The sequence below is a fragment of the Salinibacillus aidingensis genome, assembly GCF_055393355.1.
The window spans coordinates 56,430-73,563 of sequence record NZ_AP043759.1; the positions used below are offsets into that span (position 1 = coordinate 56,430).

A 17,134-nucleotide genomic window follows, 5' to 3' on the forward strand; every position below is an offset into this window, starting at 1 on the left:
TGATGACATTTGAGTGATCCAGGGTCGAGTCCGAGGTTAGGGCAGGTTGTTCGAATTTCGAAGGGCCGTGAAGCCGGACAGTATGCTATTATTATTGAAGTTGTTGAAGGACGTTCTGTATTATTGGCTGATGGTGATAAGCGAAAATTTGATAAGCCAAAGAGAAAGAATATCCAGCACATTGAAGTGAGTGAATATGTTTCACCTGAAGTGAGAAACAGCTTGTTAGAGACTGGTCGAGTGACAAACGGTAAATTGCGTTATGCCTTATCAAAATTCATCAATGAAAACTTGATTGATTTGAAGAAGGGAGATCAACTCGATGGCGAAAGATGATGTTATTGAAATGGAGGGTAAAGTTGTCGAGACTTTACCGAATGCACAGTTTAAAGTAGAGCTGGAAAATGGCCATACAGTATTGGCGCATGTTTCAGGAAAAATCCGCATGCACTTTATCCGGATTTTAGCTGGAGACAAAGTGACAGTTGAATTATCTCCATATGATTTAACCAGAGGTCGAATTGTCTACCGTTATAAGTAAATACTCCGAGTAAAAGGAGGTAAGAGAAATGAAGGTAAAACCGTCTGTTAAACCAATGTGTGAAAAGTGCAAGGTTATTCGTCGTAAAGGTAAAGTAATGGTGATATGCGAAAACCCTAAACACAAACAAAAACAAGGATAATGAAGGAGGTGCAGGTCTAAATGGCACGTATTGCAGGTATTGATGTTCCTCGCGATAAAAGAGTTGTTGTTTCATTAACATACATTTACGGTATTGGTAAATCTACGGCTGCAAAAGTTGTAGAGGATGCAGGTGTATCCGCTGATACTCGTGTACGCGATCTTACAGAAGATGAGCTTTCCCGTATCCGTAACGAAGTGAATAACCTTACTGTTGAAGGTGACCTTCGTCGTGAAACATCTTTAAACATTAAACGTTTAATCGAAATTGGCTCTTATCGCGGTATCCGTCATCGTCGTGGTTTGCCACTAAGAGGTCAAAAGACAAAAAACAACTCTCGTACACGTAAAGGTCCAAAACGTACAATTGCTAATAAGAGAAAATAACTGAAAAAGGAGGTTAGCTAAATTATGGCTCGTAAATCTACAGCAGCTCGCAGAAAGCGTAAAGTGAAAAAGAATATAGAAACGGGTGTGGCACATATCCGTTCAACATTTAATAACACTATTGTTACGATCACAGATACTCAGGGAAATTCTCTTGCATGGAGCAGTGCTGGTGCATTAGGTTTTAAAGGTTCCCGTAAATCTACACCTTTTGCTGCACAAATGGCCGCAGAAGCAGCAGCTAAGGCTTCTATGGAGCATGGTGTAAAATCTATTGAAGTAGCTGTAAAAGGCCCTGGTGCTGGTCGTGAAGCAGCTATTCGTGCGCTTCAGGCAGCAGGTCTTGAAGTAAGTGCCATCGCTGATGTGACACCGGTGCCTCATAATGGGTGTCGCCCACCAAAACGTCGTCGTGTTTAATATCGTTTTGTATAGACATTTGTTACCCTGTCTATAATGGGTTATGATAGCTTATACACCAAAGCACGCTTGCAGCAGGACATTTTAGTTTCACGTGAAGACACGGGGGAACTTGCCTACCTGAGGAATTTCGGTTAGACATCCGGTCTAGCCGGGGTTTCGACGTTTTGAAGGAGGGTTTTATAGATGATTGAAATTGAAAAACCAAAAATTGAGGCGGTTGAAGTAAGTGAAGATGCTACATTTGGAAAGTTCGTTGTTGAACCACTGGAACGTGGATATGGTACAACAATGGGTAACTCCTTGCGTCGTATCCTATTATCCTCACTCCCGGGTGCAGCTGTAACATCTGTACAGATTGACGGTGTTCTTCATGAGTTTTCAACAATAGACGGCGTTGTGGAAGATGTTACAACCATCATTTTAAATCTTAAGAAACTGGCACTAAAAATCTATTCTGATGATGTTAAAACGATGGAAATTGATGTTCAGGGAGAAGGAACGGTAACAGCTGCTGATATCACCCACGATAGTGATGTGGAAATCTTGAACCCAGATATTCATATCGCAACACTATCCAGTAATGCACATCTCCATATGCGTATTACTGCAGAGCGTGGCCGTGGCTATCGTCCGGCTGAGGACAATAAGAAAGAGGATCAGCCTATTGGTGTCATTCCAGTTGACTCTATCTTCACACCAGTATCCCGCGCGACTTATCAGGTTGAAAGTACGCGTGTAGGTCAAGTAGCTAATTTTGATAAGTTAACGCTTGATGTTTGGACAGATGGTAGTATTCGACCAGAAGAAGCCGTTTCACTAGGTGCAAAAGTATTCACAGAACACTTAAATATTTTTGTAGGACTTACAGATGAAGCACAAAATGCAGAAATTATGGTAGAAAAAGAAGAAGATCAAAAAGAAAAAGTCCTTGAAATGACAATTGAAGAGCTGGACTTGTCCGTTCGTTCTTACAATTGCTTAAAACGTGCTGGTATTAACTCTGTTCAGGAACTCACTCAAAAGTCAGAAGAAGATATGATGAAAGTGCGTAATCTGGGTCGTAAATCTCTGGATGAAGTGAAATATAAGCTCGCTGATTTAGGACTTGGGCTGCGTAACGACGATTAATAATATGCATCCATGATCTTTCAGGAAAAAGGAGGGAAACGAAATGGCTAGAACGAAGCTTGGTCGTACAACTGATCAACGCATTGCGTTACTCCGAAATTTAGCTACAGATCTTATCGTTAAAGAACGCATCGAGACGACTGAGGCAAAAGCAAAGGAGTTACGTTCTGTTGTTGAAAAAATGATTACTCTTGGTAAACGAGGCGATTTGCATGCGCGTCGTCAGGCAGAATCATTTTTACAGAATGTGAACGTTGATGAAGAGGAAAAACAAACAGCTCTTCAGAAGCTGTTTGCCGATGTGGCACCACGTTATGAAGACCGTCAAGGCGGTTACACTCGTATCCTTAAATTAGGAGAGCGTCGTGGAGACGGTGCAAAAACGGTGATTATTGAACTAGTATAATCTTCGCAGGTGAAAGGGCGGGAAGCATCCTGAGATGTGATTCCGACCCTTTTTTTGTTTTATCCAAAATATAGGCAGGCTGATTATCACACATGAACTGGCCGTAATACCCCCACTGATGAAAGTTTCACTTTATGATAAAATAAAAGGAAATTTCAATTCGTGTTTACTAGTTCACAGATCCGAAAGTCAGTTGGCTTTTAGCTGAAAATAATAGGATATTACCTAGGAAATAGTCGAGGCAGAGAAGAGCGGAGGTAATTTTATGAGTACACCTTATGATATTGAATTTAAAAATGTATCCTTTCAATATCCGCAGAGTGACGAGTGGGCTTTGAAGGATGTCTCCTTTCATATAAACGAAAACGAATGGGTAGCCGTTATTGGTCATAATGGTTCAGGCAAATCTACAATTGCCAAGCTGATGAACGGTTTACTCACTCCGCAGCATGGTCATATCCAAGTAAAGGGTATGGAAGTAAATGAGGAGAACATTTGGGAAGTACGTAAAAGGGCAGGTATGGTTTTTCAAAATCCTGATAATCAGTTCGTAGGAACAACGGTCATCGATGATATTGCTTTCGGATTGGAAAATCATGGTTTTTTACGCGATGAAATGCTCAAACGCATGGATTACAGCCTGAAAGCTGTAAATATGGAAGGCTATGAAAATCATGAACCCCATAATCTGTCCGGTGGTCAAAAGCAAAGGGTAGCTATTGCCAGTGTTCTTGCTGTTGAACCAGATATCCTCATCCTGGATGAGGCAACAGCTATGTTAGATCCCAAGGGGCGCCGGTCCATTATGGAAACTGTTCATCATGTCAGACGGGAACGGGAGGTTTCCGTGATTACGATTACTCATGATTTAAATGAAGTCCTTTTTGCCGATCGGGTCATTGTTATGAATGATGGAAAGGTCTGGAGAGAAGGAACCCCAAGAGAAATATTTAACCTTCATGAAGAACTCAATCAAATTGGATTAGACACCCCGTTTGTTACACACCTGTCAAGTTCGTTAAAAGCAGAGGGTATAGAGCTTGGTCAGGAACCATTAACACATAAGGAATTGATGGATGAATTATGGACATTTTATTCGAGAACGTAAGCCATATATACCAAAAGAATACACCATTTGAATTCAGAGCCCTGAAGGATGTATCCTTCCAGATTCCCACTGGATCATTTGCGGCGATCATCGGACATACCGGAAGTGGGAAGTCAACGCTCATCCAGCATTTTAACGGCCTGCTCATACCCTCAAGCGGGCGAATACAAATGGATGATTTTCAATTGAAAGCCGGAGAAAAAGTAAAGGATATTATGTATTTACGAAAACGAGTGGGTGTCGTCTTTCAATATCCGGAGCATCAGCTTTTTGAAGAAACGATAGACAAAGATATTAAGTTTGGGCCGCAGAATTTCGGGCTGTCCCAGGATACGATTGATGCACGTCTTCCTGAAGTGCTAAAATCAGTAGGTTTATCGGAAGGACTCCTGTCAAGATCACCCTTTGATTTAAGCGGAGGGCAAATGAGACGAGTAGCGATTGCAGGAGTATTAATGATGGATCCCGATTTACTCGTATTAGATGAACCAACGGCTGGTCTGGACCCTCGTGGACAAAAGGATATTATGGACATGTTTGCACAGGTTCATAAAGAAAAACAGCGGACTACCATCCTTGTTACACATAGTATGGAAGATGCACTGAAATATGCGGATTATGTGTTCATTATGGATCACGGGAAGCTCGTCATGGAAGGGAATCCTGTAGAACTTTTTCAAAAGGAGCAGGCGTTACATGGAGTAGGCTTAGATGTCCCCGAAGTGATTAAATTTCTTAATGAATTTAAGTCCGCATTCGGATACTCCATTCCTTTTCACGGCCAGTCCATTCAGGAGTTAGCCAAGGATATGGCGAGGATTGTCAAAGGGGGCATAAAAGATGAGTAGTTCTTTTATCATCGGACAATATGTGCCCGGACAATCGGTTGTTCATCGTCTGGATCCACGCATGAAAATTGTTATGGTCTTTCTTTTTATTATTTTTATCTTTCTGGCAAATAGCTGGTTAGGCTATATGGTACTGACGCTATTTGCACTGTTAAGCGTGGTGACGACAAAAATTGCTCCCTCATATGTAATGAAAGGACTTAAGCCTGTCTGGTTTTTGATTATTTTCACCTTTATATTACATTTGATCGTCACGAAAGAGGGACAGGTATTGTTTTCAATCTGGAATTTTGACGTCTATTCGGGCGCCTTATGGAAAGGTCTTGAGATATCTTTACGTTTCTTTCTGTTGATTTTAATGACGACTTTATTAACATTAACGACGACCCCGATTTCGATTACAGATGCGATTGAAAGCCTGTTTCAGCCCTTGAATAAGGTCCGGTTCCCTGTCCATGAGCTGGCGTTGATGATGTCGATTTCCTTACGGTTTATTCCGACGCTCATGCAGGAAACAGATAAAATATCAAAGGCTCAGGCATCCCGCGGGGTAGATTTTCGTACAGGACCGGTAAAAGAGCGACTAAAGGCCGTTGTCCCATTGCTTGTCCCATTGTTTGTGAGTGCTTTTAAGCGTGCGGAGGAACTGGCGATGGCGATGGAAGCCAGGGGTTATAAAGGTGGAGAAGGCCGGACCAAGTTCCGCGAGCTGAAGCTGAAAAACGCGGATATATGGATATTTATCTTTTTTACTGCTGTTCTGATTCTATTCTGGATGTTACGAACATAGAGGGTGAATGAAGTTGGAACGAATAAAATGCACATTACAATATGATGGAACCTTTTTTTCGGGCTTTCAGGTCCAGCCTGATCAGCGTACGGTCCAGGGAGACATTGAAGCGGCCCTCCGGCGTATGCACCGCAATCAGCTTGTCCGGATTACGGCTTCAGGAAGAACGGATACAGGAGTACACGCTCTGGGCCAGGTTTTTCATTACGACACGGATTTAGAGCTTACAGAGGAAAAATGGAAAAAGGCATTGAATTCTCTGTTACCGGATGACATCTATATTACCGATGTCGAAAAGGTTTCGAATGACTTCCATGCGAGATTTAATGTAAAAATAAAGGAATATCGATATAAACTATTGAATCAGAAAAAACCCGATATTTTTCACCGTCATCATTATTGGCACATTTACCAGGATCTGGATGTCGAAAAAATGCGGCAGGCAGGAGAGTACTTAATTGGTACTCATGATTTCACTTCATTTTGTTCGACCAAAACAGAGGTTCAAGGTGATAAAATCCGCACCATATATAATGTGGAAATTTTACAGGATGATCCTGTGCTAACTGTAAGTGTACAGGGAAGTGGATTTTTATATAATATGGTACGCATCATTACAGGGACACTTGTGGAAGTCGGACAGGGTAAGGTCAGTCCGGATGAAGTAAAAGCTATTCTGGAAGGTAAGGACCGGACGTTGGCGGGCCTAACTGCTCCGCCGCAGGGTCTGTATTTATGGCAGGTGGTTTATCAAGAATAAATGACCTGTACGATTCCATCATCAGGGGAGGCCCTCTGCTGATGGACGTTTTACTTTATTTTTCATACATAGGGGAGTGGAGAAAGATGAGGATTAAACGTGCTTTACTGAGTGTATCCGACAAAGAGGGAATTGTTGAATTTGCCCGAATGCTTTCAGACAATGGTATAGAGCTGGTATCTACAGGGGGAACGAAAAAGCTGCTGGATAACGAGGGGATTCCTGTTGTTAGCGTGGAAGAAGTAACCGGATCACCGGAAATTCTGGATGGTCGGGTGAAAACCCTGCACCCGACAATTCATGGAGGAATTCTTGCCAGGCGGGATCAGACTGAGCATATGGGCCAACTGCAAGAGCAGAATATCCAGCTGATCGATTTGATTGTGGTGAATCTGTACCCATTTAAGAAAACCATTTTACGTGGAAATGTAACAGAGGAAGAGGTTATTGAAAACATTGATATAGGTGGACCCACCATGCTTCGTGCGGCAGCCAAAAACGCCCGTGATGTGACAGTAGTCGTTGATCCGAATGATTATCAGGACATTGGAACTGAGATTCAAGAGCATGGTGCTGTTTCTCCAGAGAAGCGCAGAAGATTGGCGGCTAAGGTATTTCGTCATACAGCCCATTATGATGCTTTAATTAGCCAATATTTGAGTGAACAGGTGGAGGAACATGAGCCTGATTATCTCACGCTTACCTATGAGAAAAAGCAGGATTTGCGTTATGGGGAAAATCCTCATCAACAGGCAGCTTTTTATAAACATGTTCAGGCGGATTCCTCGTCAATAGCAAACGCCGAACAGCTTCACGGGAAGGAGCTGTCCTTTAATAATATTCAGGATGCAGACAGTGCTCTGGGGATGGTAAGGGAATTTCAGGAGCCAGCCGTTGTAGCAGTGAAGCATACGAATCCATGCGGAGTGGGTACAGGGGAAACCTTGGATGAAGCATGGAAACGGGCCTATGAAGCAGATCCTGTATCGATTTTTGGCGGAATTGTAGCGTTGAATCGAAACGTGGATGAACGTGTCGCAAAACAGCTAAGTGAAATTTTCCTCGAAATTATTCTGGCACCGTCGTTTTCTGAGGAAGCCCTGTCTATTTTGCAGAAAAAGAAAAATATCAGGCTGTTAACGGCTGATTTTAGCGAAAATCAGAGAGTCCGTCAGCTGATCAAGTCGGTTCGTGGCGGTCTGCTCGTTCAGGAGGAGGATGTCTATTCTCTTGAACAGGCCACCATTCATATTCCGACAAAGCGGAAACCAACCGATGAAGAATGGGCAGATTTAAAGCTTGCATGGCAGGTTGTCAAACACGTAAAGTCAAATGCCATTCTGCTTGTGAAGGATCAGAAGACCATAGGAGTCGGTGCCGGTCAGATGAATCGAGTAGGAGCTGCTGAGATTGCCATTAAACAGGCAGGAGAAAGTGCAGAAGCGGCAGTTATGGCCTCAGACGCCTTTTTCCCGATGGATGATACCGTAGAAGCTGCTGCTCAGGCAGGGATAAGGGCAATTATTCAGCCAGGCGGATCCATCCGGGATGAAGACTCGATTAAAAAATGTGATGAATATGGCATTGCTATGGTGTTTACAGGTGTTCGTCATTTTAAGCATTAAGACTGGCTTTATGGTATTTGAAGAGCTGTAATGGCAGAGAATAAATGAATGTCCCTGCTGTAAATAATGGAAATGGGAACAATCAGGAATAAATCTTGACATTCATACTACAGCTATTATAATATTATCTATGGCATTTTATTTCAAAACCACGATTAGCCCCGGAACTATTCGTGTTGAGATAATGAAAATGAACAGTGAAATCTAGAATTTTGAATGATTGAAAATAGGAGGGAAAACCACATGCGTACAACATTCATGGCGAATGATCAGAACGTTGATCGTAAATGGTATGTTGTTGATGCGGAAGGACAAACTCTTGGTCGTCTGGCTAGTGAAGTTGCCGCTATTCTCCGCGGAAAACATAAACCAACATACACACCGCATGTAGATACTGGTGATCATGTTATCATCGTGAACGCAAATAAAGTAAACCTGACTGGTAAAAAGCTTACAGATAAAATGTATTACCGCCATTCAAACTATCCTGGTGGTCTTAAAGCTCGCAGCGCAAATGAAATGCGTACGAACTATGCGGAAAGAATGATTGAAATTACCGTTTCAGGTATGCTTCCAAAGAACAAATTAGGTCGTAAAATGATCAAAAAACTTCATGTATTTGAAGGACCTGAACACAATCACCAAGCACAAAAACCAGAAGTTTATGAACTTCGTGGGTAATTTTAAGGAGGTTGACTAGAGTGGCTGAAGTACAATACTACGGTACAGGACGTCGTAAAAGCTCCGTAGCTCGTGTTCGTCTCGTTCCTGGTACTGGTAAAGTAGTTGTGAATAAACGCGATGCGGAAGATTATTTCCCATATGAAACACTACGTCGTATTTTAAACCAGCCTTTAGAAGTAACAGAAACTAAAGGCAGCTACGATGTATTGGCAAATGTTGATGGTGGAGGATTCACTGGTCAAGCAGGTGCAATCCGTCTGGGTATTGCCCGTGCTTTGCTTGAAGCAGACCCTGAGTATCGTTCTGCTCTTAAGCGTACCGGTCTTCTCACTCGTGATGCTAGAGAGAAAGAACGTAAGAAATACGGTCTTAAAGCAGCACGTCGCGCACCACAATTCTCAAAGCGTTAATATATGTTTATCAAAGACTCTTTTCACTTATGTGGAAAGAGTCTTTTTTATGGCTTAGGAAATTATAAAATATACGATTTGTGGATATGAAAAACAGGAAAGGCCACGTCCGGCTCAGTCCAGTCCGTACGTCGCTAAACGGGCGGTTCCGCCTTTGTTCTGTCGAGCAATGTTTCCTTGTGTACTTCGATTTGGAGTGAAGGGTCGCCGCTCCGGATTTCATCCAGAATGATAGTAATTAGATTGGATGGAGCAGGAATATGCCGGAGTAAGCGCTCATTGATCCGTGGTGACCGCGATTTGTCCGGAACCAAAGTAATTAATCTTATCGAGGAAAAATCAGTCGAATTTGATGAGAATTAATCGGGTAGATATAGGAATTAGACCTGTTTTAGAAATAATTAATCCGAAAAAGAAAATAATTTGTCCAGTTTTGAGAAAGATTGGTCTGAAATGTGTGGAATTGATCTGAATAGGTAATTATTTTTCCATTAAATGATGAATTATGCCTGAATGGCCCTGATTATGCCAGAGCCGGTCGATATGAGCCGAAGAAAACCTAATCCAGAATCACGACAATTTATCCAATCTCCCATCAATTGAACCAAAAACTAATCTTCTATAAAAACCAATCAGCCATTCCATTTAAATTGCATAATCCCCACCCTTGTCCCATATAGTTTAACGAGCGTAATATGGGGAGGAAATGGTATGAATAGAATCTTTGTTTATCGGTTACTATGGTTATTAGGCTTTATTGCCCTCATTGTTTTACTGAGATATCCAGCTGCGACCGAAGAAGCAGGAAACTCTTTCTCGCTTCCTTTGTCCGGGAAGGTCATTGTACTGGATCCTGGACATGGTGGTGTAGATGGTGGAGCTGTAGGTGAGGATGATTCCCAGGAAAAGGATATTGCCCTGAGTACAGTGAAGTATTTAAGGGATTATCTGCAGGAAGCGGGGGCGCTGGTTTATCTGACAAGAGAGGGAGACTATGATTTAGCGGCTGAGGGAACAAACGGCTATTCCAAGCGAAAAGCAGAGGATATTCGAAAGCGGGTGCAATTTGTTAAGGATAAAAATCCGGATATGTTTATTAGTGTCCATTTGAATGCCATACCGCAGACGAAATGGTCCGGGGCTCAAACCTTTTATCATCCATCTGTAAAGAAGAACGAGCATTTAGCCAAATTTATTCAAAGTGAAATTCGTCGCAATTTGGAAAATACCACACGGAAAGCACAGTCCGTCGACAATATTTATATTCTTAAACATACAGATCAGCCGTCTGCACTAGTGGAAATCGGTTTTTTGTCGAATCCCCATGAGAGAGACTTATTAAAAACGGATGATTATCAGCAGAAGATGGCTGCTTCCATCTATGAAGGGGTTTTACGCTACATAACAGAGGAAAAATATCCAGAAGAATCATAATTTTTTTGTTATCATAAGATGTATATCACTTAGAATTCCAGTAATATGTGTTATACTTGTCTTAGGTAAATACTAGCAAAGGCGGTGGCAAAATGTTATCCAAGTCAGAAATCATCGAAATACTAAAACCCTTTAAAGATCCATATTTACATAGAACCTTTGAAGAAACGGGTGCTATTCAGGAGATTTCTATTAAAGAGGAGAAAAATCATGTCAGTATAAAACTGGCCATCGGAAACCCGAATTCCGCTGAACAGATGCAGCTTCAACAGGAAATTGTAAACGCATTAAAAAAAGAAGGAGCTGCTACAGTAGGCCTGCGCTTCTCTAAGCTGCCTGATGAGGTCATGCAAAAGTATGAAGGAGCTGCGAAAAAGAGTAAAGAGGCAGAGTTATTAGGTGGACAGGAGGATGTCAACTTTATCGCGGTTGCCAGTGGTAAAGGTGGTGTAGGGAAATCCACCGTAACGGTTAACCTGGCTGTTGCTCTTGCCCGCTTAGGTAAAAAGGTCGGGATTGTCGATGCAGATATTTATGGGTTCAGTGTCCCTGACATGATGGGGGTGGAAAATCGCCCGCAAGTACGCGGAGAAAAGATTATTCCAGTCGAACGCTTTGGTGTAAAAATTGTTTCGATGGGCTTTTTCGTGGAAGATAACTCCCCGATTATCTGGAGAGGCCCAATGCTCGGTAAAATGCTGACAAGCTTCTTTAAAGAAGTGGAATGGGGCGATCTTGATTACTTGTTACTTGACCTGCCTCCAGGTACAGGGGATATGGCTCTCGATGTGCACTCCATGCTGCCATCTTCCAAGGAGCTGATTGTCACGACTCCACACCCTACAGCTGCATTTGTCGCTGCGCGTGCAGGTCAAATGGCTCTGAAAACCGAGCATGAAATATTAGGTGTTATCGAAAATATGGCTTACTTTGAAAGTACACTAACAGGTGAAAAAGAGTATGTTTTTGGACAAGGTGGGGGCGACAAGCTGGCCGAAGTCTTAAAGACAGATGTATTGGGACGACTCCCTCTACAGCAGCCTTATGAAGAGGAAGACGAATTTGCTCCTGGTGTGTATCAGAAGGACCATCCAACCGGAAATACATTCCTGAAAATAGCGGATAAAATCACGAAAAAGTTTGGTGAATAATGAGAAACCCTTGCTGAAGAATGATCAGCAAGGGTTTTTTTGGGAAGTAATCATTCCGACTCTGTAGATAGGAAATCATGGGAGGCCGCGTCCGGCTTCAGCGCCCGGCGAGGCCTCTTCTGCCTTTGTTATACCATTTCCTGCAGTAATAAATAAAGCAGCCAGATAATCATTTATGAAGAACCTCCTGATCCTCCTCCGCCATCGGATCCGCCAGAGCCGCCTCCGCTTTGGCCTCCGCCGCTCTGTCCGGAACCTGATTGACCGCCTTGCTGCTTTTGCATATCTTCAGCGGCTTTTAGGAGGATTTCACTCATTTTTGCTTTAAATAATGGACTTTCCAGTGTTTCCTGGATGGACTTTTCCAGGTGCTCTTTAAATTTCTGACTCTGTAAAGTCTGCTGAATCATATCCTCCATTTCCGGATTCTGCATTAAATCCATCATTGATTTTTGATATTCGGAGTCCTTCATAAGTCCCTTTATTAATTTCTCCTGAGAATCCTTTGTTGCTTCTGTATAGGTTTTAACAAACTTCGGATCTTCAAACAGTTTACTCCAGAACTTTTTCCCTTTATCCGAAGTCAGTGTACTATTTATAGCATCCTTCACCATAGCTGAATCCATAACTAACTGCTGTTTCATTTTTTCATCACTTAAAACTTCCTGAAGGGCTTTTTTTCCTTCATCGGTTTTTACAATATCAACCACCATTTTTTTGGTTGTTTCATACTCCGCATCGCCTTGAGATTGACCTGTATCTCCTCCGCAAGCGGTTATAAACATGAAAATGGTTAAGATGAGCAACCATTTTTTTATCATGGCTGGATCTCTCCTTCAATCCGACATCCTATTTTTTAATATGGGAATAAGCCTTGAATTTATACGTTTAACAAATAGGAAATATTAGTGAAAACATGTTAAAATACGATAGAATGGACGAAAACGTATTGTAGGAGGAAATGTTGTGACAACTCAGAAGTGGGTTCACTTATTTTTTAAAACATTATTTTTAGGTGCTATTGCTGCCATTGTTACAAGCTTTTTTGTGAAAACCGATTCATACACAATGTTTATGGACCCAATAAATGTATGGGAGTTGTTTGGTGCCCTCATCTGGTTCATGGGTATTGGCTTTCTTTTTAGTGTTGTGAGTCAGACCGGATTCTTCGCTTATTTATTTCTGAACCGCTTTGGATTGAATATTTTCCGTGGATTCTGGCGTCCTGTTCAGATGGTTCTCATTGCGTTTGTTTTGTTTGATCTTGTATATTTCCCTTACCAGAGTGCAGGGGACGATGCAAACCTGGGCCCATATGTTTTAACCGCGCTTGTTCTATTTTTATATGGAATGGCCGTGGCGTATTTCAAGGCAAAGGAAACAAATCAGAAAGCTTTTCTTCCTGCTGTTTTCTTTATGGTGGTTGTAACGGTTATTGAATGGGTACCGGTGTTAAGAACGAATCAGGTAGACTGGATGTGGCTTATGATTGTACCACTACTGGTCTGTAATACATATCAATTAATGCAGCTCCACCGGCTTACAAGACCCAATGAAGAAAAGCCGGCCGTAACTGCACAGAGCCGTAATACAAATTCAAATGTTAAATAAGAGTTAAAGAGCTGGGCTAAAGCGGAGGAGAATACACGTTTTCCCAGCCCTTGTTTTAATTGAGGGCTTCACTTTCCGATGAACTGTTAGAGATGAGCTCGGAAATAGTGACGAATGATAAGTCCTTCTTAAGTTTCGGTATGGTTTCCTTCAGTGCAGACCCCGTATGTTTAATAACATCAGAAGCATGCAGCAGGATAATGTCTCCGCCTGAAGCTTCATCCAGGATTGTTTCGGCAATCTTTTTCGTGCCGGGATTTTTCCAATCATCAGGATTTATGCTCCAGTAAATGGTCGTCAACCCCAATTGATCAACCGTTTTTAATACCTCTTCATTAAAATGACCGCTTGGGGGCCTTAACAGCTTGATATCCGGGTAGCCCAATTTCCGGAATACCTCTTTCGCCTTTAATAAATCCTTTCTCACTTCTTCCATATCCTGCTTCACGTAACTTTTATAACGATAGCCAAGCATTCCTATTTCGTGATTATCCTCAGCTATCTGCCCCAATATCTTTGGATGACGTTCTGCCCATTCACCACTGACAAAAAAGGTGGCATGAATATCCTGCTGCTTTAAAATATCCAAAATATCAAACACCTTTTCCTGCCCCCAGCTTATGTTAAAAGTAAGGGATAGCTGATCCGAATCTTCCTCTCCACTTTTGATAAAAGCTTTAGGTTCTTCCTTTTTGGATACTATCGAAAAAGAACTCGTTGTTTCGGCAAAAAGATAGAGAGCCGCAAAAAAAGCGGTGATGAATATGATGAACCACCGATTTTTGTTACGTGTATGGGTTCTATAGTTAGATTTCATTCTCTGTCCCTCCTATCAGGTCGGTGTAACTTATTATATGAAGGCATGTCCTCCCTTATGTAACAGTTTGGTCCTGCCTTGAAAAGATAAATTCAGACTATCTGTATAAGAAATCATGAGAGGCCACGTCCGGCTCCAACGCCCAGCGACTAGCGAGACTTCCTTCACCTCCGTCCGATAAGTCAACATCGACTCTCTCCGTTCGTCGTGTTTCCTTTTCCGCGTGTTAACTGGCTGTAAGACCCCTGTAAGATGGGGGCAACAGCCAGTAAACACCTGATTTGTTCAACTAACAATCACTGGGGAATGAACCCCCACTGATTGTAGTTTTACTTTATGTCCGTACGTCGCTAATTTAAAAGCGAAGGCGACCGCTTAGGCCTGCGAGCCGTAGCTGGACAAACGGGCGCTTCCGCCTTTGTTGCTCATAAATTGTTCCTGAAATGGAGAAGATGAAGGATATAAAATAAGAATGAGGAGAATGACAGATGTATGGACTGATGTTAAATGATATGGAGAGAAAAGAATTCGAGTACTTATTGAAACGAGAAATGGAAGAACTAATCTTAGATCTAAAAAGCAGAAATATTGATCATGTTGTAAAAAGAGCGATGAGAGAACGCTATGAGATTTTATTTCGATTATTTAAGAGATTCGCGAATAAATCGGAGTGTTTAAAGTATATGCCGTCTAAGCATTTTTCTAAGCATTCCGGATAATTACCTTTAATTTCCACTAGTCATACTACGAAAACCGTATTATAATAATTTCTGGCTTTGAAAAAAGTCGAAAGGGAGAGGAATTAAGTCAAACACTCAGATATTGTTATTTCCTCTGTTTTTAATGATTAATAGAGTGCATAAGTCAAAAGAGAGATCAGCTGTATAAATCAAAGAACAGCATATACTTTTACAGGCTTTTAAAAGAATTTTATCTGGTATTTATCTCTGTTGAATTTTCTTTTAAAAAGTGTATTGACATTCATATTAATCCATGGTAAATTTATTTTCGTCGTCAGGAAAGACGGCAACGCAATCAAAAAAACAACAAAATAAATTGTTGACATTAAAACAACTATTTGTTATTATAATAAAGTCGCTGTTTTGAGAGGCGACAAACTTCGAACCTTGAAAACTGAACAAAACAACCAGTACGTCAATTCGCTATTTAATAGCATTTTATGAGTAACAGGAAAACTTGTTTCTCGATAATAGTTGAGCACTTCTTATGTGCGATGACAACATTTATTGGAGAGTTTGATCCTGGCTCAGGACGAACGCTGGCGGCGTGCCTAATACATGCAAGTCGAGCGCGTGAAACAAGTTGATTCCTTCGGGATGAAACTTGTGGAACGAGCGGCGGACGGGTGAGTAACACGTGGGCAACCTGCCTGTAAGATCGGGATAACTCCGGGAAACCGGGGCTAATACCGGATAACACCTCCGACCGCATGGTCGGAAGTTGAAAGACGGCTTTTATGCTGTCACTTACAGATGGGCCCGCGGCGCATTAGCTAGTTGGTGAGGTAAGAGCTCACCAAGGCAACGATGCGTAGCCGACCTGAGAGGGTGATCGGCCACACTGGGACTGAGACACGGCCCAGACTCCTACGGGAGGCAGCAGTAGGGAATCTTCCGCAATGGACGAAAGTCTGACGGAGCAACGCCGCGTGAGTGATGAAGGTCTTCGGATCGTAAAGCTCTGTTGTCAGGGAAGAACAAGTACAAGAGGAACTACTTGTACCTTGACGGTACCTGACCAGAAAGCCACGGCTAACTACGTGCCAGCAGCCGCGGTAATACGTAGGTGGCAAGCGTTGTCCGGAATTATTGGGCGTAAAGCGCGCGCAGGCGGTTTCTTAAGTCTGATGTGAAAGCCCACGGCTTAACCGTGGAGGGTCATTGGAAACTGGGAGGCTTGAGTGCAGGAGAGGAGAGTGGAATTCCACGTGTAGCGGTGAAATGCGTAGATATGTGGAGGAACACCAGTGGCGAAGGCGACTCTCTGGCCTGTAACTGACGCTGAGGCGCGAAAGCGTGGGGAGCGAACAGGATTAGATACCCTGGTAGTCCACGCCGTAAACGTTGAGTGCTAGGTGTTAGGGGGTTTCCGCCCCTTAGTGCTGAAGTTAACGCATTAAGCACTCCGCCTGGGGAGTACGGCCGCAAGGCTGAAACTCAAAGGAATTGACGGGGGCCCGCACAAGCGGTGGAGCATGTGGTTTAATTCGAAGCAACGCGAAGAACCTTACCAGGTCTTGACATCCTCTGCTACCTCTAGAGATAGAGGGTTCCCTTCGGGGACAGAGTGACAGGTGGTGCATGGTTGTCGTCAGCTCGTGTCGTGAGATGTTGGGTTAAGTCCCGCAACGAGCGCAACCCTTGACCTTAGTTGCCAGCATTTAGTTGGGCACTCTAGGGTGACTGCCGGTGACAAACCGGAGGAAGGTGGGGATGACGTCAAATCATCATGCCCCTTATGACCTGGGCTACACACGTGCTACAATGGATGGTACAAAGGGCAGCGAAGCCGCGAGGTGAAGCTAATCCCATAAAACCATTCTCAGTTCGGATTGCAGGCTGCAACTCGCCTGTATGAAGCCGGAATCGCTAGTAATCGCGGATCAGCATGCCGCGGTGAATACGTTCCCGGGCCTTGTACACACCGCCCGTCACACCACGAGAGTTGGCAACACCCGAAGTCGGTGGGGTAACCTTTTGGAGCCAGCCGCCTAAGGTGGGGCCAATGATTGGGGTGAAGTCGTAACAAGGTAGCCGTATCGGAAGGTGCGGCTGGATCACCTCCTTTCTAAGGAAGATAAGGTCACTTCGTGACCAAAAAAGAGCGTACTCGGTTGTTTTGTTTAGTTT

21 protein-coding genes and 1 rRNA gene are annotated in these 17,134 nt (G+C 42.9%); 20 read left to right on the top strand and 2 right to left on the bottom strand.

From position 1 onward, the window contains the following. The first annotated feature begins 9 nt into the window (after window positions 1–9). The 17 genes from ACZ5OK_RS00345 (at window position 10) to ACZ5OK_RS00425 (ending at window position 11,836) form a co-directional block, all read left to right on the top strand. Window positions 10–336 carry a KOW domain-containing RNA-binding protein gene (locus tag ACZ5OK_RS00345; protein WP_044153306.1) on the top strand — a complete coding sequence of 109 codons (327 nt, stop codon included), beginning with the start codon at window positions 10–12 and terminating at the stop codon, window positions 334–336. Beyond that, entirely contained in the window at window positions 323–541 is a 219-nt protein-coding gene (gene infA, locus ACZ5OK_RS00350) for a translation initiation factor IF-1 (protein ID WP_343843811.1), read from the top strand. The genes ACZ5OK_RS00345 and infA overlap by 14 nt, the downstream gene beginning before the upstream one ends. 28 nt (window positions 542–569) lie before the next feature. Then, window positions 570–683: a 50S ribosomal protein L36 gene (gene rpmJ / locus ACZ5OK_RS00355; protein WP_044153295.1), complete on the top strand. Its 114-nt coding sequence runs from the start codon at window positions 570–572 to the stop codon at window positions 681–683. A 20-nt stretch (window positions 684–703) separates the two neighbouring features. Next, window positions 704–1,069 (top strand): 30S ribosomal protein S13, encoded by a 366-nt coding sequence (gene rpsM, locus ACZ5OK_RS00360; protein ID WP_343843816.1) that lies wholly within the window; start codon window positions 704–706, stop codon window positions 1,067–1,069. 24 nt (window positions 1,070–1,093) lie between these two features. After that, window positions 1,094–1,489: a 30S ribosomal protein S11 gene (rpsK, locus tag ACZ5OK_RS00365; RefSeq protein WP_343843819.1), complete on the top strand. Its 396-nt coding sequence runs from the start codon at window positions 1,094–1,096 to the stop codon at window positions 1,487–1,489. Window positions 1,490–1,675: 186 nt separating this feature from the next. Then, window positions 1,676–2,620 (top strand): DNA-directed RNA polymerase subunit alpha, encoded by a 945-nt coding sequence (locus tag ACZ5OK_RS00370; protein WP_343843823.1) that lies wholly within the window; start codon window positions 1,676–1,678, stop codon window positions 2,618–2,620. 43 nt (window positions 2,621–2,663) lie between these two features. After that, window positions 2,664–3,026, top strand: coding sequence for a 50S ribosomal protein L17 (gene rplQ / locus ACZ5OK_RS00375; RefSeq protein WP_343843826.1), 363 nt, complete (start codon window positions 2,664–2,666; stop codon window positions 3,024–3,026). A gap of 265 nt (window positions 3,027–3,291) precedes the next feature. After that, the gene (locus ACZ5OK_RS00380; protein ID WP_343843829.1) at window positions 3,292–4,134 is read left to right on the top strand and encodes an energy-coupling factor ABC transporter ATP-binding protein; all 843 of its coding nucleotides are present in this window, start codon (window positions 3,292–3,294) and stop codon (window positions 4,132–4,134) included. Beyond that, the gene (locus ACZ5OK_RS00385) at window positions 4,110–4,982 is read left to right on the top strand and encodes an energy-coupling factor transporter ATPase (RefSeq protein WP_343843832.1); all 873 of its coding nucleotides are present in this window, start codon (window positions 4,110–4,112) and stop codon (window positions 4,980–4,982) included. The genes ACZ5OK_RS00380 and ACZ5OK_RS00385 overlap by 25 nt, the downstream gene beginning before the upstream one ends. Then, complete coding sequence (locus tag ACZ5OK_RS00390; protein WP_343843834.1) at window positions 4,975–5,772, top strand: energy-coupling factor transporter transmembrane component T family protein; 798 nt, start codon at window positions 4,975–4,977, stop codon at window positions 5,770–5,772. Before ACZ5OK_RS00385 ends, ACZ5OK_RS00390 begins: the two co-directional genes overlap by 8 nt. A gap of 13 nt (window positions 5,773–5,785) precedes the next feature. Further along, window positions 5,786–6,532, top strand: coding sequence for a tRNA pseudouridine(38-40) synthase TruA (gene truA, locus ACZ5OK_RS00395; protein ID WP_425542243.1), 747 nt, complete (start codon window positions 5,786–5,788; stop codon window positions 6,530–6,532). 86 nt (window positions 6,533–6,618) lie between these two features. Beyond that, entirely contained in the window at window positions 6,619–8,157 is a 1,539-nt protein-coding gene (gene purH / locus ACZ5OK_RS00400) for a bifunctional phosphoribosylaminoimidazolecarboxamide formyltransferase/IMP cyclohydrolase (protein WP_343843840.1), read from the top strand. A 243-nt stretch (window positions 8,158–8,400) separates the two neighbouring features. Beyond that, entirely contained in the window at window positions 8,401–8,838 is a 438-nt protein-coding gene (rplM, locus tag ACZ5OK_RS00405; protein ID WP_044153254.1) for a 50S ribosomal protein L13, read from the top strand. Window positions 8,839–8,858: 20 nt separating this feature from the next. Then, window positions 8,859–9,251 carry a 30S ribosomal protein S9 gene (gene rpsI, locus ACZ5OK_RS00410; protein WP_343843870.1) on the top strand — a complete coding sequence of 131 codons (393 nt, stop codon included), beginning with the start codon at window positions 8,859–8,861 and terminating at the stop codon, window positions 9,249–9,251. Between the two features lie 228 nt (window positions 9,252–9,479). After that, window positions 9,480–9,614: a hypothetical protein gene (locus ACZ5OK_RS00415; RefSeq protein WP_343843846.1), complete on the top strand. Its 135-nt coding sequence runs from the start codon at window positions 9,480–9,482 to the stop codon at window positions 9,612–9,614. A gap of 348 nt (window positions 9,615–9,962) precedes the next feature. Then, complete coding sequence (cwlD, locus tag ACZ5OK_RS00420; protein ID WP_343843848.1) at window positions 9,963–10,685, top strand: N-acetylmuramoyl-L-alanine amidase CwlD; 723 nt, start codon at window positions 9,963–9,965, stop codon at window positions 10,683–10,685. Between the two features lie 92 nt (window positions 10,686–10,777). Beyond that, a complete protein-coding gene (locus ACZ5OK_RS00425; protein WP_343843851.1) occupies window positions 10,778–11,836 on the top strand; it encodes an Mrp/NBP35 family ATP-binding protein in 1,059 nt (352 codons plus the stop codon). Window positions 11,837–12,009: 173 nt separating this feature from the next. Here the strand turns inward: ACZ5OK_RS00425 and gerD are convergent, their stop codons facing one another. Continuing rightward, on the bottom strand, window positions 12,010–12,657 hold the full coding sequence (gene gerD / locus ACZ5OK_RS00430) for a spore germination lipoprotein GerD (protein WP_343843854.1): 648 nt from the start codon (window positions 12,655–12,657) through the stop codon (window positions 12,010–12,012). 145 nt (window positions 12,658–12,802) lie between these two features. Between gerD and ACZ5OK_RS00435 the strand changes: the two genes are divergently transcribed. After that, the gene (locus ACZ5OK_RS00435) at window positions 12,803–13,447 is read left to right on the top strand and encodes a KinB-signaling pathway activation protein (protein ID WP_343843857.1); all 645 of its coding nucleotides are present in this window, start codon (window positions 12,803–12,805) and stop codon (window positions 13,445–13,447) included. A gap of 55 nt (window positions 13,448–13,502) precedes the next feature. Here ACZ5OK_RS00435 and ACZ5OK_RS00440 read toward each other — a convergent pair whose 3' ends face one another. Continuing rightward, a complete protein-coding gene (locus tag ACZ5OK_RS00440; RefSeq protein ID WP_343843859.1) occupies window positions 13,503–14,264 on the bottom strand; it encodes a polysaccharide deacetylase family protein in 762 nt (253 codons plus the stop codon). Window positions 14,265–14,752: 488 nt separating this feature from the next. Between ACZ5OK_RS00440 and ACZ5OK_RS00445 the strand changes: the two genes are divergently transcribed. Beyond that, window positions 14,753–14,983: a hypothetical protein gene (locus ACZ5OK_RS00445; protein WP_044153240.1), complete on the top strand. Its 231-nt coding sequence runs from the start codon at window positions 14,753–14,755 to the stop codon at window positions 14,981–14,983. Between the two features lie 525 nt (window positions 14,984–15,508). Next, a 16S ribosomal RNA gene (locus ACZ5OK_RS00450) occupies window positions 15,509–17,072 on the top strand. The last annotated feature ends 62 nt before the right edge of the window (window positions 17,073–17,134 follow it).